This window comes from Chromohalobacter israelensis DSM 3043 (genome assembly GCF_000055785.1).
In the GTDB taxonomy this organism is placed as follows: Bacteria; Pseudomonadota; Gammaproteobacteria; order Pseudomonadales; family Halomonadaceae; genus Chromohalobacter; species Chromohalobacter israelensis.
The window spans coordinates 2,292,851-2,307,650 of sequence record NC_007963.1 but is presented as its reverse complement, the minus strand read 5'-3'; the positions used below and the strand labels follow the sequence as shown (position 1 = coordinate 2,307,650).

16 protein-coding genes are annotated in these 14,800 nt (G+C 63.4%); 8 read left to right on the top strand and 8 right to left on the bottom strand.

Annotation, left to right across the window (positions count from 1 at the left end; translation table 11 throughout):
* Window positions 1-9 precede the first annotated feature (9 nt).
* The 3 genes from lon to CSAL_RS10365 all read left to right on the top strand — a co-directional run bounded on the left by lon (window position 10) and on the right by CSAL_RS10365 (window position 4,911).
* Complete coding sequence (gene lon / locus CSAL_RS10375) at window positions 10-2,418, top strand: endopeptidase La (protein ID WP_011507341.1); 2,409 nt, start codon at window positions 10-12, stop codon at window positions 2,416-2,418.
* A gap of 176 nt (window positions 2,419-2,594) precedes the next feature.
* The gene (gene hupB, locus CSAL_RS10370; RefSeq protein ID WP_011507340.1) at window positions 2,595-2,867 is read left to right on the top strand and encodes a nucleoid-associated protein HU-beta; all 273 of its coding nucleotides are present in this window, start codon (window positions 2,595-2,597) and stop codon (window positions 2,865-2,867) included.
* A gap of 235 nt (window positions 2,868-3,102) precedes the next feature.
* Window positions 3,103-4,911, top strand: coding sequence for a SurA N-terminal domain-containing protein (locus tag CSAL_RS10365; RefSeq protein WP_011507339.1), 1,809 nt, complete (start codon window positions 3,103-3,105; stop codon window positions 4,909-4,911).
* Window positions 4,912-5,026: 115 nt separating this feature from the next.
* On the opposite strand, the gene CSAL_RS10360 is transcribed toward CSAL_RS10365, so the two are convergent.
* The 8 genes from CSAL_RS10360 to CSAL_RS10325 all read right to left on the bottom strand — a co-directional run bounded on the left by CSAL_RS10360 (window position 5,027) and on the right by CSAL_RS10325 (window position 10,581).
* Entirely contained in the window at window positions 5,027-5,278 is a 252-nt protein-coding gene (locus tag CSAL_RS10360; RefSeq protein WP_011507338.1) for a YkgJ family cysteine cluster protein, read from the bottom strand.
* Between the two features lie 14 nt (window positions 5,279-5,292).
* The gene (locus CSAL_RS10355) at window positions 5,293-6,162 is read right to left on the bottom strand and encodes a 6-carboxytetrahydropterin synthase (RefSeq protein WP_011507337.1); all 870 of its coding nucleotides are present in this window, start codon (window positions 6,160-6,162) and stop codon (window positions 5,293-5,295) included.
* A complete protein-coding gene (queE, locus tag CSAL_RS10350; RefSeq protein ID WP_011507336.1) occupies window positions 6,162-6,809 on the bottom strand; it encodes a 7-carboxy-7-deazaguanine synthase in 648 nt (215 codons plus the stop codon). Before queE ends, CSAL_RS10355 begins: the two co-directional genes overlap by 1 nt.
* The gene (gene queC, locus CSAL_RS10345; protein WP_011507335.1) at window positions 6,809-7,564 is read right to left on the bottom strand and encodes a 7-cyano-7-deazaguanine synthase QueC; all 756 of its coding nucleotides are present in this window, start codon (window positions 7,562-7,564) and stop codon (window positions 6,809-6,811) included. The genes queE and queC overlap by 1 nt, the downstream gene beginning before the upstream one ends.
* A gap of 184 nt (window positions 7,565-7,748) precedes the next feature.
* Window positions 7,749-8,789, bottom strand: coding sequence for an asparaginase (locus tag CSAL_RS10340; RefSeq protein ID WP_011507334.1), 1,041 nt, complete (start codon window positions 8,787-8,789; stop codon window positions 7,749-7,751).
* Window positions 8,790-8,834: 45 nt separating this feature from the next.
* The gene (locus CSAL_RS10335; RefSeq protein WP_011507333.1) at window positions 8,835-9,323 is read right to left on the bottom strand and encodes a hypothetical protein; all 489 of its coding nucleotides are present in this window, start codon (window positions 9,321-9,323) and stop codon (window positions 8,835-8,837) included.
* A gap of 73 nt (window positions 9,324-9,396) precedes the next feature.
* Entirely contained in the window at window positions 9,397-10,008 is a 612-nt protein-coding gene (locus CSAL_RS10330) for a CBS domain-containing protein (RefSeq protein WP_011507332.1), read from the bottom strand.
* 72 nt (window positions 10,009-10,080) lie between these two features.
* Window positions 10,081-10,581, bottom strand: a complete 501-nt coding sequence (locus CSAL_RS10325) for a hypothetical protein (protein ID WP_011507331.1) — start codon at window positions 10,579-10,581, stop codon at window positions 10,081-10,083.
* 241 nt (window positions 10,582-10,822) lie between these two features.
* Between CSAL_RS10325 and fliD the strand changes: the two genes are divergently transcribed.
* From fliD to CSAL_RS10300, 5 genes are read left to right on the top strand one after another with little or no spacing between them, the layout of a single operon-like run.
* Window positions 10,823-12,199, top strand: a complete 1,377-nt coding sequence (gene fliD / locus CSAL_RS10320) for a flagellar filament capping protein FliD (protein ID WP_011507330.1) — start codon at window positions 10,823-10,825, stop codon at window positions 12,197-12,199.
* 11 nt (window positions 12,200-12,210) lie between these two features.
* Window positions 12,211-12,609, top strand: a complete 399-nt coding sequence (gene fliS / locus CSAL_RS10315) for a flagellar export chaperone FliS (RefSeq protein WP_011507329.1) — start codon at window positions 12,211-12,213, stop codon at window positions 12,607-12,609.
* A 1-nt stretch (window position 12,610) separates the two neighbouring features.
* Complete coding sequence (gene fliT / locus CSAL_RS10310; protein ID WP_011507328.1) at window positions 12,611-12,994, top strand: flagellar protein FliT; 384 nt, start codon at window positions 12,611-12,613, stop codon at window positions 12,992-12,994.
* Entirely contained in the window at window positions 12,991-14,211 is a 1,221-nt protein-coding gene (gene fliK, locus CSAL_RS10305) for a flagellar hook-length control protein FliK (RefSeq protein WP_011507327.1), read from the top strand. Before fliT ends, fliK begins: the two co-directional genes overlap by 4 nt.
* The gene (locus tag CSAL_RS10300; protein ID WP_011507326.1) at window positions 14,204-14,509 is read left to right on the top strand and encodes an EscU/YscU/HrcU family type III secretion system export apparatus switch protein; all 306 of its coding nucleotides are present in this window, start codon (window positions 14,204-14,206) and stop codon (window positions 14,507-14,509) included. Before fliK ends, CSAL_RS10300 begins: the two co-directional genes overlap by 8 nt.
* The last annotated feature ends 291 nt before the right edge of the window (window positions 14,510-14,800 follow it).

The window sequence follows — 14,800 nt, the reverse complement described above, 5'->3', positions numbered from 1 at the left end:
ACGTCTGCGATGGAGCAGAACGCTGAACAGACCTTAAGTCTTCCCCTTTTGCCGCTGCGGGACGTGGTCGTCTATCCGCAGATGGTGATTCCGCTGTTCGTGGGGCGCGAGAAATCGATTCGCGCGCTCGAGACGGCCATGGAAAACGACAAGCGTATCTTGCTCGTGGCCCAGCGTGAGGCGAGTCAGGACGATCCGGAATTCGGCGACCTTTTCGATGTCGGGACCGTGGCCGAGATCATGCAACTTCTCAAGTTGCCGGACGGCACCGTCAAGGTATTGATCGAAGGTGACTATCGCGCCGACATTCGTGATGTCCATGAGGACGCGTCCGGTTATGTATCGGCCGAGGCCACGCGTCGCGAGAGCGAGGCATTGACCGAGCGCGAGCAGGAATCGCTCGTGCGGGTCCTGCTGAATCAGTTCGAGCAATATGTAAAGCTGTCCAAGAAGGTGCCCAACGAAGTCCTCAATTCGTTGTCCGGCATCGAGGACCCGAGCCGCCTGGTCGATACGATCTGCGCGCACTTGTCGCTCAAGATCGGCGACAAGCAGGAGCTGCTCGAGATGGATCGCGTACGCGATCGCATCGAGCACCTGATGGCCTTGATCGAGTCCGAGATCGATCTGTTGCAGGTGGAAAAGCGCATCCGTTCGCGGGTCAAGGACCAGATGGAGAAGTCCCAGCGCGAGTACTATCTCAACGAGCAGATGAAGGCCATCCAGAAGGAGATGGGCGAGCTCGAGAACGCGCCCAACGAGGCCGACAAGTACGAGCAGCTGATCGAGTCGTCCGGCATGCCCAAGGAAGCGGCCGACAAGGCGCGCCAGGAGCTGGGCAAGCTCAAGATGATGGCGCCGACATCCGCCGAGGCGACCGTGGTGCGTTCGTACCTCGATTGGCTGGTGGCGGTACCCTGGAAGAAGCGCTCGCGCGTGCGGCACGACCTGGTGCATGCCCAGAAGGTGCTCGACGAGGACCATTACGGGCTGGAAGAGGTCAAGGAGCGCATCCTCGAGTACCTGGCCGTGCAGAAGCGCGTCAAGAAGCTCAAGGGGCCGGTGCTGTGCCTGGTGGGCCCGCCCGGGGTCGGCAAGACCTCGCTCGGTCAGTCGATCGCACGGGCGACCAACCGGCGTTACGTGCGCCTGGCGCTGGGGGGTATCCGCGACGAGTCCGAGATTCGCGGGCATCGCCGTACTTACATCGGCTCGCTGCCCGGCAAGCTGATTCAGCGCATGAGCAAGGCCGAGGTACGCAACCCGCTCTTCTTGCTCGACGAGGTCGACAAGATCGGCATGGATCATCGCGGCGACCCCTCGTCGGCGTTGCTCGAAGTACTCGACCCCGAGCAGAACAATACCTTCAGCGACCATTACCTGGAGCTGGATTACGACCTCTCCGACGTCATGTTCATCTGCACCGCCAACTCGATGAACATCCCGGAGCCGCTGCTCGACCGCATGGAGATCATTCGCCTGCCCGGTTACACGGAAGACGAAAAGCTCGCCATCGCCAAGCGTTACCTGGTGCCCAAGCAGCTCAAGGCCAACGGGCTCAAGGAGGACGAGCTGAGCTTCTCTGACGAATCTCTGCTCGAGCTGGTGCGTTATTACACCCGCGAGGCGGGCGTTCGTGAGCTGGAGCGCCAGATCGCCAAGGTGAGCCGCAAGGTGCTGCGCGAACGTGTCGAGGCCGAGAAGCAGCAAGGTGCGAAAGGGCCGCAACTGCTGGCGGCTGCGGACATCGAGACCTATGCCGGCGTGCGTCGCTACAGCTATGGCCTGGCCGATAAGGAAGACCAGGTCGGGCGCGTCACGGGGCTGGCCTGGACATCGGTGGGGGGCGAGCTGCTCAACATCGAGTCGGTGGTCTCCCCGGGCAAGGGGCGCCTGAACAAGACCGGTTCGCTCGGCGATGTGATGAAAGAGTCGGTGAGTGCGGCGCTTACCGTGGTGCGGGCACGCGCCGAAGCGCTGGGTATCGATCCCGAGCGCTTCGAGAAAGAGGACCTCCACATTCACGTCCCCGAGGGCGCCACGCCCAAGGATGGGCCGAGTGCGGGCATCGCCATGGTGACGGCGATGGTCTCGGCCTACACCGGGCGTCCGGTGCACTGTGACGTGGCCATGACCGGTGAAGTCAACCTGCGTGGCGAGGTCATGCCGATCGGCGGGCTCAAGGAGAAATTGCTGGCGGCGCGACGCGGTGGTATAAAGACGGTGCTCATACCGGAGGAAAATCGCCGGGATCTCAAGGAAGTGCCGGACAATATCAAGGATGCCCTGGATATCCGGCCCGTCAAATGGATTGATGAAGTTCTCGACGCGGCGCTGGTGGAAAAAGCAGAGGTGGAAAGCGGTGAATCCCTAGCGGAAACCAGCCAACCGACGCGTTCCAATATCAGCACGCATTGACAGAATTTAGCGGCCATGACGCGGTTTGAATCCGCGCATGGCGCGGCTCGGCGCGAAGCTTTCTTGACAAGAGTTTCGTGGCATTGCTATAAATTCCAGCCTTTGTTGTGACGCTTCAGGCAGTGGAAGTTTCGCGCCGATTTCCAGTCATTACCGAAACAGTCAAGGGGTGAAGTGTGAACAAGTCCGAGCTGATCGAAGCCATTGCTGCATCTGCCGACATTCCCAAGGCGGCTGCAGGCCGTGCGCTCGACGCCATGGTCGATACCGTCACCGATAGTCTGAAGAAGGGCGACTCCGTCGCGCTGGTCGGCTTCGGCACATTCTCTGTCAAAGAGCGTGCCGCGCGCACTGGCCGCAACCCGCAGACCGGGCAGACGATCGAAATCAGCGCCGCCAAGGTGCCGACGTTCAAGGCCGGCAAGGCGCTCAAGGATTCGGTCAACTAAGACCGGTTCGAGTGGGGCCGGGGCGATCGCCATGAGCGTGACGCATGACGTAAGCCGTGTCTGAAGCGAGATGTCGTGTCGGTTCGGTCCACCCAAGGAGGCGCATCGCGTGAGCGATGCGCCTTTTTCGTGTCGGGGGCAGGTGCACGAGATGTGAGCCCGTTTTGACCGGGACACACTCGATGCCGGTATAATCCGCTCTGGTTTCAAGAATCTCCATCACGTCGAGGCAAGCATGCTGCAACGAATTCGAGAAGGCTCTCAGGGGTGGGTCGCCAAAATGATCGTGGGTGCGATCATAGTGACGTTCGCGCTCTTCGGGGCCGAGTCCCTCGTCGGGGTCTTCACCTCAGGCAGCGACGATATCGCGACCGTCAACGGCGAGCCGATCAAGCGCCAGGCGGTCGAGTTGCAGGTGCAACGTGGCATTCGTTCCGGCCAAGTGCCCCCTGAGCAGGAGCGTGAACTCCGCGCACAGGTGATCGACCAGATGATCACCACGGAGTTGCTGGATCAATATGCCGAGGAGGGGGGCATGCACCTCTCCGATGCGCAGATCGACCAGCTCATCGTCAGTCGTCCCGAATTCCAGGACTCCGAGGGCAATTTCTCCCAGGAGCTCTTCTCCAATCGTCTTGCCAGCGCGGGGTACACCCCCCTGTCGTTTCGTCGCGAGTTGCGTCGTGACATGAAGCGTCAGCAGCTGCAGCAGGGGGTGGCACTTTCCACGTTCGTGCTGCCGGGAGAAGCCGAGCGTCTGCAAGCCCTGCAGAATCAGACGCGTGACTTCCGCTATGCGTCGTTGACGGCCGACGATCTCGAAGCGCCGGTCGAGGTCACCGAGAGCGACATGCAGGCGTATTACGAGGCGCACCAGGATCAGTACCAGCGTCCCGAACAGGTCAAGGTGGCGTATGTCGTACTGAATCAGCAGGACGTGGCTCAGGACGTCGACGTCGATGAGCAGCAGCTGAGGGATGCCTACGCTGCCGAGCGCGAGGACGCGCCGCGCGAAGTGGCGCATGTCATGGTCGATTACGGCGATGAACGTTCGCGGGACGAGGCCATGGCACGCATCGAAGAAGCGCAAGGCCAGCTCGCCGAGGGTGCCGATTTCGCCGATGTGGCAGCCGAGTATTCGGATGACGCGACCACGGCGAATAAGGGCGGCAACCTGGGCGTGATCAACCGCGGCTTTTTCGGCGACGCCTTCGATGATGCGGCGTTCTCGCTGGATGAGGGCCAGGTCTCCTCGGTGGTCGATAGTGGCGATGGCCTGCATCTGATCAAGGTCACCGATATCGACATGCCGAGCTTCGACGAGCAGCGCGACGAGCTCGCCGAGCAGGTTCGTCTCGACAACTCCCGCGACGCCTTCAATGAGCGCGCCCAGCAACTCGAGGATCGCAGCTACGCCGCGGACGATCTGCAAAGCGTCGCCGATGAGCTGGGGCTCGATGTGCAGACCAGCGACTGGGTATCCGCCGACAGTGCCGAGGGGGTGCTGGCCGAGCCGGGCATGATGGATGCGGCATTCAGCGAGGACGTGCTCGAGAATGGCTATAACAGCGATGTGATCGAGCTCGACGACCAGCGCCGCGCCGTATTGCGCGTTGTCGACCATCGTGAGGCCACGACCTTGTCGCTGGATGAAGTGAGCGAGCGTGTGCGTGAAGCGACGCGCGAGGTCAAGACGCGCGAGGCCCTCGAAGCGCGTGCCGAACGTCTCGTCGCATCACTCCGCAATGGCGATGCGGTGTCCCTCGACTGGCAGCAGGTCGACGATGCAACCCGCCGGGGAGACGCGGCGCCCGAGCCCGTGTTGCGTCAGGCCTTCCGCTTGCCGCATCCCAACGATGGCCAGACCTACGGACACGCGATGACCGACGCCGGCGTCGCGATCATCGAGCTGACGCAGGTACGCGATGGGGATGCCGAAGAAGCTGGCAACAGCGCGCGAATGGCGGAACGCCTGCGTGCACAGGCGGCGATTCAAGGGCTGACCGAGTCACTGCGCGAAGACGCCGAGATCGAACGGGACTAGACGCTCGCCTGCAAGGCGGCAAATGAAAGCGCGGCTCATGGAGCCGCGCTTTTTTTATGTCGTCGTGGCCGTCACGATGCCGCGGGAGATCGGCCCTGGACACGCCGGGAAGCGGTCAGCCGGTCTGGTGCTCCAGCTCCTGGAGGATCACCAGCGCTTGTTCCCGGGTGTCGCCACAAACCGCCCGGTCATATTCGAAGGCGTGGCACACGGCGGGACGCCGCGGGTCGCCGAACAAGCGGCAGAGGTTATCGTCATCGAGTTGGATACAGCGCACTCCCGCCGGCTTGCCATCCGGCATGCCGGGAATGGGAGAGCTGATGCTGGGGGCGATGCAGCAAGCGCCACAGCCGGCGCGGCAGGACATACGAGACTCCTTCGTCATGCGTCGTCATGAGTCGTCGCTGGTGGCATGGCATCCGCCATGGCCCCCTTGTCGATGCCTTCGAAGGCCTGGACACGGATGCGGCTGCCGGTATCGCGGGCGATGGTATCGGCCAGCCAGGCGGCGATGTGCTCGATGGTGGTCGGCGTCGACAGCAGATGACAACGTTGTCTCGGGAGCTTGAGAGAGAAGCGCCCCTGAGCGGCCTGGTAGGCAACGCTCAGCTCGTCCAGGGGCTGTTCGTCGAACGGCGTGTCGAGGTCCTCGTCGTGGATCAGGTAACTGGCATCGAGTGCCTGTGCCCATTGCGCTTCGAGAGCGGCATCGCGCCGTCCGTCGCGCCAGATATGCAAGCGCGAACGATGACCGTGGGCGATGCGCTGACAGTTGCCCGTGTGATGCTTGAGACCATGGCTGTAGGTATAGGCGGCAGTCTCAATCTCTTCGTCGCGAAGACGCAGGCGGATCGTGTCGACCTTGGCCGGTGGCCGACGGCTCAGCTCGCTCGACAGATGGATGGCCAGACGATCGGCGGTGATCTCTGGCCAGGGGAGCAGGGTGAAGCTCTGTCGGGGGCCACGGACTTCCATGCGGTAGGGGAGCTGCGTGCACAGGCACAGGCCTTCGGCGCAGTCGACGACCTGGATGCCCGCTGCCTCGGTGGGTACCAGCAGGGTGTGGTCGAGCCCCGCATCGAGACGTGACTTGATCCAGGGCTTGACCTCGCCGAAGTCGAACAGCATGCCATCGGGGCCCAGCTCGCCGTCGAGTTCGGCATCGACATGCCAGCTGACGCCCGTCAGCCCGTGTTCGGGCGACCACAGCGACGCATCGATGTGGGTGAGATGATTGACGAAAAGGGTCATCAGTCGATTCCCGCGATCTTGTGGGTTTGCAGCGCGAGGCGCCATTGCGGATGGTCGAGGCAGTAGGCGACGGTATCCGTCATGGTCGTGCCTTGCCCGCCACGGGGCGCGAGATCCATCGGCTGCAGGAAGAAATGCGCAAAGTCCAGATGCGTGAAATTCGCCGGCGGCGCGTCGTCCTGGGGATAGACCAGCTTGAGTTCATCGCCCTGCGTGATTCTCAACGGTGCGTCGCCCTTGGGGCTCACGCACAGCCAGTCGATGCCGTCGGGCGGTGTCAGCGTACCGTTGGTTTCGACGGCGACCTCGAACCCATGGGCACGCATCGCCGTGATCAGTGCCGTGTCGAGTTGCAGCAGCGGCTCCCCGCCCGTGAAGACCACATAGGGCGTTGCGGCCGTGTCGTCGGTGCCGGGCCAGAGTCGGTGCAGGTGCGTGGCGAGGGCATGCGCGTCCGCGAAGCGTCCGCCGTTCTGCCCGTCGGTGCCGACGAAGTCGGTATCGCAGAAACGGCAACGGCTCTGCGCACGATCGCGTTCCCGTCCCGACCAGAGGTTGCACCCCGTGAAGCGACAGAAGACGCTGGCCCGTCCGGCGCGTGCACCTTCGCCCTGCAAGGTATAGAACGCTTCCTTGACGCTGTACATCAGTCAGAGGCTCCCGCACCGGCATAGACCAGAGGGTCCGTCACGCCCTGGGCGGCGAAGGCCGCGAGACGTTCACGACAGCTGCCGCAGTGACCGCAGGAGCGCTCGGCGCCGAGATAGCAGGTCCAGGTCTGCGCGTAGTCGAGACCCATCGCCAGGCCATCGGCGAGAATCTCTTCCTTGCTGGCGTGCAGATAGGGCGCCGCGATGCGCACGGGGGTGAAGTCGGCGATGGCCGCGACATCGTTCATCCGCTCGACGAACTCGGGGCGGCAATCCGGATAAAGCACGTGGTCGCCGCCGTGGGCGCCGTAGAAACACACGTTGGCGCCGATATTGACGGCATGGCCGATGGCCAGCGATAGCAGGATCATGTTGCGGTTGGGAACCACCGTGGCCGCCATGTTATCGGCATCGTAGTCACCGTCGGGCATGGTCTGGGTGGCGTCGGTCAGGGCCGAGTTGCCGATCAATCCGTGAATGGCACGGATATCGACGACTTGATGCGCGATGCCGAGCCGCTGACAGACATCATGAGCGGTTTCCAGTTCGCGGGAGTGGCGCTGACCGTAGTGGAATGACAGCGCGTGTACCTCGAAACCGGCGCGCAGCGCGCGGTGAAGTACGGTGTAGGAATCCATTCCGCCGGAATAGATGACCACGGCCTTGGTGGTGTCTTCGGGCGAGGTGATGGCGGTAACGGCGCTTTCCCCGGCGTGTTGGCGCCGGGGAGAATGACGGGGAAGGTCCGACATGAGGCATTGTCCTGAGCGGAGAATTTATAGCGCCCAGCGTGTGGTGGCACGCCTGGGAAATACGCCCGGGATCCGGTCCGGACGAAGCGCGCATAGTGTAACCGGCACACCGTTCGCCGGCTAGTCGTTGAGGATCAGGCCGTCGCGTCTTCCTGCGCGGCTCGGGCGGCGCCCGCGAACCGTGTCATGCAAGCGCGCTGCGTTCGCCGCACAGTGGGCTGAGGAAGCGATGACGGCGCTGTGCATCCGTCAGTGGTTGTGCCAGGACATGGGTGAGCTTGGTGAAGGCTGCCTCGGGGGTCATGTCGTCGCCGGCCAGCACGCCGGCATCACCGAGTGCCTGGCCGCTGGCATAGGTCTCCAGGGCCACCGGCCCATGCGGGCACTGGCTGACCACTGCCAATAGCTTGCCGGCGCCACTGGCGGTAACCAGGGCCCCCGCCAGGTGCGGGTCGTCGGGCATGTTGCCGCTGCCCCAGCATTCGAGCACGGCCCCCCGCACGCTGTCCTCGTCGAGCAGGGTCGCGACCTGACGGGCCTGGATGCCCGGCCACAGCGCCAGGCGCACGACCGACGACGTCGTCGACAGATCGGGCAGTTCGAAGCGGGGTGCGCCGCTCGGCGACAACAGCCGAGAGGGGTACAAGACCGGAGCGCCGTCGATGCATTCTCCCAGCAGTGGCCAGTTGGGCGAAGCAAAGCCGTCGAAGGCGTGGGTGTCCCATTTGCGGCTGCGGCAGCCGCGCATGAGCTTGCCCGCGAAGGCGACGGTGACTTCGGCAAGGCCGGGGAGTGCCGCGAAGCGCAGGGCCGTCTCGATGTTGCCCAGCGCATCGCTGCCTGGCGCTTCCAGCGGCTTCTGGGCGCCGGTCACGACCACTGGCTTGTCGATGCCCTGCAGCTGGAAGGCCAGACTCGAGGCGGTCCAGGCGAGCGTGTCGGTGCCATGCAGAACCACGAATCCCGCGTAGTCGGCATGCCGTGTGGCGATATCCCGTGCCAGTCGCTGCCAGTCGACGGGTGTCGCGCTGCTCGAATCGATGGGCGTTGCGTACTCGAGCATCTCGAAGGGAGGAATGCCATCGCCACGGGAGGCCGGCAAGCGCGAGATCGCCAGGCGCAGGCGTGCTTCGAAGTCGCCGGCGGGGCGCAGGCCGTGGGCGCTCTCGATCATGCCGAGGGTGCCCCCGGTATACAGGACAAGAATGGTGTTGGCAGTCGTCATGGCGATGGCATCCCGGCACGCAAGCGAATGAGCGCGCGATGATACCTAGTTATCGTCCTTGTCGGCTAGCGTCCAGCCGCGGGAGGGGGCGTCGGTCGTGGTATCGGGCTCGCGCGATGCGGTCTTGGCGCGTATCGCTTCCACGTCTTCGTGACTCACGAAGCGCAGCTGACCATCGCTGCGTTGCGGATGGCTGGTCAGGACGCCATCGAAGCGCCAGCACCGCTCCGGTACCCAGGAAACGCGGAATCGTCGACCTTGATAGTCGGCCTGCTGTTCGTCGATCAGACGCAGGCTTTCACGCAGCGGCAGCCGCGCGAAGAGGTCGGAATGCAGCACGTCGTGGTGATCGCCGATGCGGATGGGACCCACGAAACGGCCTTCGGCGAGTGCGCGCCGGCGACGCGACGGTCGCAGCGTGCCTTCCGCCATGCCGGCACCGCACAAGTGCAGGGTGGTCTCGTCGAGTTGCTTGATGACCCAGATGGCGACGCCGCGTCTCGGTGCCAGGCGATCCCGCAACCAGTCAAGCATGTCCAGCTCCTGCGCTGAGTGTCGAGTGAACGCGCGCGATGGTCATGCCATCGCGCGGGGCCATCATTCGCATTTACAGGTCGTGCCCGAGGATGACCTGGCAAATGGCAGCAAAGCTGCGCGCCTCGGGAGGATGCTCGAGATCGATGCCCAGCGCACGGCTGATATCGGAAGCCGAGACCAGACCGCGAATGATGGTCTTCCCGTCATCGACGGCCGTGATCAGCACGTGTTGATCCCCGAATGCCTTCAACGTTTCCACCAGATCGCCGACGCGAGCATTCTCCAGCTGTTCCAGCGAGAGGGAGTGCAGTTGCGCGCGGGGCGTTTGAATCATGTCGACCGTCACTTCCTCGCGCGGCACGTCGTGCTGCTGCATGGCGATGGTGATCTTGCGGCCACCGACCAGCTCGCGAGCGTTGACCACGCCGGTGAAGCGCCCATCGGGGCCGATGACCATGAGCAACCGCACGCCCGCCTGCTTCATGACGTTGAGGGCCTGATCGGTCGTGTTGGACGTCAGGATGGTCTGGGCGCGTTGCGCGGTGAAGTCGGTCAGCAGGCGCACGGCCGGGCTGTCCAGAGTCAGCTTGTGGCTGGCGGCGGGAGGCTGCGCGATGCCGCTGACGCCGTCCAGCGAGGCCAGAGGAAGCGTGTCATAGAAACGCGGTGTACGAGATGTCATGGTACGTTGCCCTCGGTAACGGGCCCGCCAAGCGCCGGTAACCGTGCAGGCAGGGTACTTGGCGGGCGTGGCTTACATGTGCGCGCGAAGGTCGCCGCGCACACTGTCGAGCAGAGTGATGAAATGGGTGTCCTGCTGATCGTCCTGACGGTCGATGCGGCATCCCATCTTCATGGTGCGTTGGACGAGAATCTCGTCGTAAATATCCAGCGTGACCTTGAGGGCGGGCTTGTCTCCCGGCGTGAGGGCGCCGTCCTCCAGCGTGAAGCTTTCCAGCAACGTGCCGCGCACACGCGTGATGCCTCCCTCGGCGAGCACGCGCCTCACGAAGAGCCAGCCCTCGCAGGCCAGCGATTCGCCATGCGGACGCTGACGCAGGAAGAGGGTGCGATAGCAGGCGCCTTCCGCCGCGCCTTTTTCCGCCATGCTGCGATATGCCTCGGCGACACGCGATGCCATTGCGCCGGATTCTGCCAGCTTGCGTACGGCCGCCTTATGCTCGCGATGAAGCTGATCCTGCTGTTGAAAACGTTGCCAGCGGGCATAGTCGGCGAAAAGCGATGTCGAATCCATCGTGGCTGAGGCTCCTTGCAGTCGGGTCAAGGTTCCCATCATCGCTCATCGGACCGTGACAATGCCAGCGCCAGGGCGGGCTCGCCTGCACGCACGTACCCGATGAAAGACGAAGTCGATCGGATTAAAGTTTCGGTGCTGCGTGCCGATGTACGAACAAAGCCCGTAAAGCGTGTCTTTTCGGCAATAGCGTCGACGGGCCTCATGGTAAAAAGATAAACCTGTTCAGTGAGGGTGTGTCATGCCAACGATTACTTCCCTGGGGGTGGGCTCCGGGCTCGATTTGAGTGGCTTGCTGGACCAGCTGAAAGAGGCCGAAAGCGCGAAGCTGGAGCCGATTAGCGACCAAAAGCAAAGTTACAAGGCCAAGTTGTCGGCCTTCGGGCGACTGGAAAATGCCCTTGAGTCCCTGCGCGAGTCGGCGACGGCGCTTGGGAAACCCGAGACGTTTCAGGCGCTGAGCAGCAAGATGCAGGGTGAGGCCGTCACCGTGTCGACGGACAGTACTGCCGTGCCCGGCCGTTATCAGGTGGAAGTCAGTGCCCTGGCCCAGTCCCAGACGCTGGCTTCGAGCGGTTTCGCGGAGGACGCCGAGCTGGCGACAGGGGAGCTGGCGTTCACCATCGGCGAGGAGGCGTTTTCGATCACCCTCGACGCCGACAACAACACCCTGGAAGGTCTGCGCGACGCGATCAACGATCAGGATGCCGGCATCAGTGCCTCGATCGTCAACGATGGCAGCGGCACGCCCCAGCGCCTGGTGCTGACCTCGACCGAGACCGGAGAAGCCAATCAGATCGGCATCTCGTCCACGGATGCGACCCTGCAGGCGGCGTTCGGCTTCGACGCCGCGGATCCCACCGCCAGCGACATGCGCCAAACCGTGGCCGCCCAGGATGCCCAGTTGAGCGTCAACGGCATCGAGATCACGAGTGCTTCGAATCGCGTCGAGGGTGCACTTCAGGGCGTGACCTTCGATCTGCAGGCGACCCACGAGACCGGGACGAGCGATGCGTTGACGCTCAGTCGTGATGACAAGGCCATCAAGGCATCCATCAACGACTTCGTGGACGCCTACAACTCCCTGCAGGACACCATGGCCAGTCTGACCTCCTTCGATGCGGAGTCGGGCGAGGCCGGTCAACTGCTCGGCAATTCCACGCTCAGAGGGGTGGAGTCGCAGTTGCGCAATGCCATGGGCAATGTCGGCGACGGCGATTACCGCCTGCTCGGCGATCTGGGCATCTCGCTGACCGTGGAGGGCAAGCTGGAAGTCGACGATGACGTCCTCGACGAGGCGGTCGAAGGCAATCTCCGCGATGTCAGCGCGTTCTTCGAGGGCAGCGACGGTAGCGACGGTTTTGCCGCCAAGCTGGATGCGGCACTGGGCACCATGCTTGACGAGGGCGGCTCGCTCGACGTCGCCACCAGCGGTATCGATACCAGTATCGAGCGTGTAGATGAGCGCTATACCAGCATGCAGGCTTCGATCGACGCCACCATCGCGCGTTATCGCGAGCAATTCGCCGATCTGGACTCCATGGTCGCTCAGATGAACTCGACCAGTTCGTATCTGACGCAGCAATTCAACAGCTTGAACGCACAACTGAATCAGTGAGGGGAGCTAACATGAACATGATGCGCGGGGCCCAGGCATACGCCCGTGTCGGTGTCGAGTCCGGGGTGATGTCTGCCAGCCCCCATCGACTCATCGTGATGCTGTTCGATGGCGCCCAGGCGGCCATTCGGGCGGCGAAGCTTCACATGGAAGATGGCAACATCGCTGCCAAGGGGCAGTCGATCTCCAAGGCCATGGACATCGTCAACAATGGTCTGGCGGCGGCGCTCGATCGTGAGCAGGGCGGTGAACTCGCGGAGCGGCTGGAGAGTCTGTATGACTATGTCGTCCGCCTGCTGATGAAGGCGAATCGGCATAACGATCAGGCCGCGCTCGATGAAGCGGCACGCCTGCTCGACGACATCGGCTCTGCCTGGCGCGAGATCGGTCCGCAAGTGGATGGAGCCTGACATGAGCGATGCGTCCGGCCGTCTCGACCTTTACGCGGACATGCTGGTGCGTTCGCGGGCCATGCTGGAAAGTGCGAACCAGCAGGAGTGGGACGCACTGATCCAGCAGCGTGCCCGGTTCGTGGCGGATGTCGAGAAGCTGCGGCGCGAGCCAGAGAGCGACCGTCTCACGGAACAGGAACGCCGGCATTGTGCTGAGCTACTCGAGGAGATTCTCGAGCACGATCGCGCCATACGGGAGCGCCTCGATGCGCGTTGCGAGGAACTGTCGCAATTGATCGGCAGTTCGCGGCGCCAGCAGGCACTGATGCGGGCCTACAACCAGGGGCAAGGAAAATTGTCGCAACGCATGCGCCCCTCGCCGGGCACTGAAGGCCGCACGTGAGCGGCATCAATCCCATCATCGACACGCTGCTTCATCAGGTGCTGGGGCAGCGTGTCGATACCCCCGTGGCACGGGATCTGCCCGAGCCGGTCAAGCCGATGTTGCCCGGCAATGCCATCGAGGCGTTCACCCAGGGCGGCGGACTCAAGCAAGGCGGTGCCTCCCAGGCCGAATTCACGCCGACGCGCCCCCAGGCGCCCCTCGAACAGGGCGCGGGTCTGCCCAGAGGGGGCGAGCCGTCCTCGTCTCCTGCATCCGCCGCCACGCATTTCAGTGCCGCCGCGCGCACCATCGCCGATGTGCTGGCGCGCTTCCCCGCACCGCAGTCATCGATCGTGTCTTCCCAGCCCTTGCTGGAAGCCGGGCAGACATCGCCGCGTGTGCTGGCGGCCCAATTGCAGCAAAACATTCAGCAAAGCGGGGTGTTCTACGAGTCGCACCTGGCGCGCTGGTTCAAGGGGGAGTGGTCGACGGCCGCACTATCGCGCGAGCCGCAAATGGCCTTGATGCCGCGTATGTCAGCAGGCGTCGGGGTTCCCGCTGCAATGCCCGGATCGGGTGCGGAGGGGCGTGCAGCCGACGGGTCGCCTTCCATGCCTCGCATGAACGTGGCCGACTCCCTGGCGACCATTACCACGCTGCGCCCGGTGCCATCGGCAAGCCCGGTGGCCGGTGCGCCTCGTGTCTTCGGCTCGGCGAGCCTGCCCGAGGCGGCGGCGCGAGCGGAAGCCGCCGTTCCCTCCCAGGCACAGGCACAATCACAGCAGGGGGCCGCGACATCCTCGCCATGGCAGCAACTCGGTGCGGACCAGAGCGAGACCCTGCAGTCGGTGGTGCGTCATCAGCTCGAGATGCTGGTCACGCCGACGCTTCGCTGGGAAGGCATGCTGTGGCCGGGGATCATGATGGCGATGACGCTGCAGCAGTGGGCAGGTGGCGAGCGTGGCGAAGCGGGCCAGGAAAGCGGCCAGCAACGCCATAACGCGCCTTGGCACAGCGAAATGAACATTTCCCTGCCGCACCTGGGGGATGTTCATATTGCCATGACACTGAAGGCCGAGCGTCTCTCCCTGTCGCTCTCAGCGCCTCGCAGCGAGACGCTGGAGCGCTTGTCGGCGCAGGCCGAGGCCTTGCATGGACGTCTCGATGCCTTGGGGGTCCAGGCAGTGATCGACGTGCGTGCCACCGATGAGACGAGCGAGGAAGGCCATGAGTGAGCGCAGCGATGATAGAAAGCGTGCCGTGGCACTGGCCTACCAGGATGCCTCGGCCGCGCCCGTCGTCGTTGCCAAGGGCTATGGCGAACTGGCCGAGCGTATCGTCGAGAAGGCCAAGCACGAAGGCATATTCGTGCACGATGCGCCTGAGCTGGTGGCGCTGTTGATGCAGGTCGACATGGATGCGGAAATTCCCCCCACCCTCTATCAGGTGATTGCCGAGTTGCTGGCCTGGGTCTATGACCTGGAACGAGAGCAGGCTTCCTTGGCCGAGTCGGCGCTTTCCGGTTCGCGTTAGTTCCCACGAACGTCTGCGACGTATTGACGCACCCGGTAACGGTAACGGACTAATTATAAGTTTCGTCATAGAGGCTTTGATTCCGTCAACAGGCCGATGGCTAGGGCACTTTCATGCTTTTTTGTGGTGCAGCATCGTACTCCTGTGTGGGCGGCCTCATCCCTTTTTTGTAATATTTTGTTGGTCCTCCTGTAGGAGATGTTGAATCTTTTCATAAAAACGTCTCAAAATGATGCGACGGTAAGAATCGAGTCAGCCAAGAGAAGCGACTCACCGGAGAGAGGCCAAAGA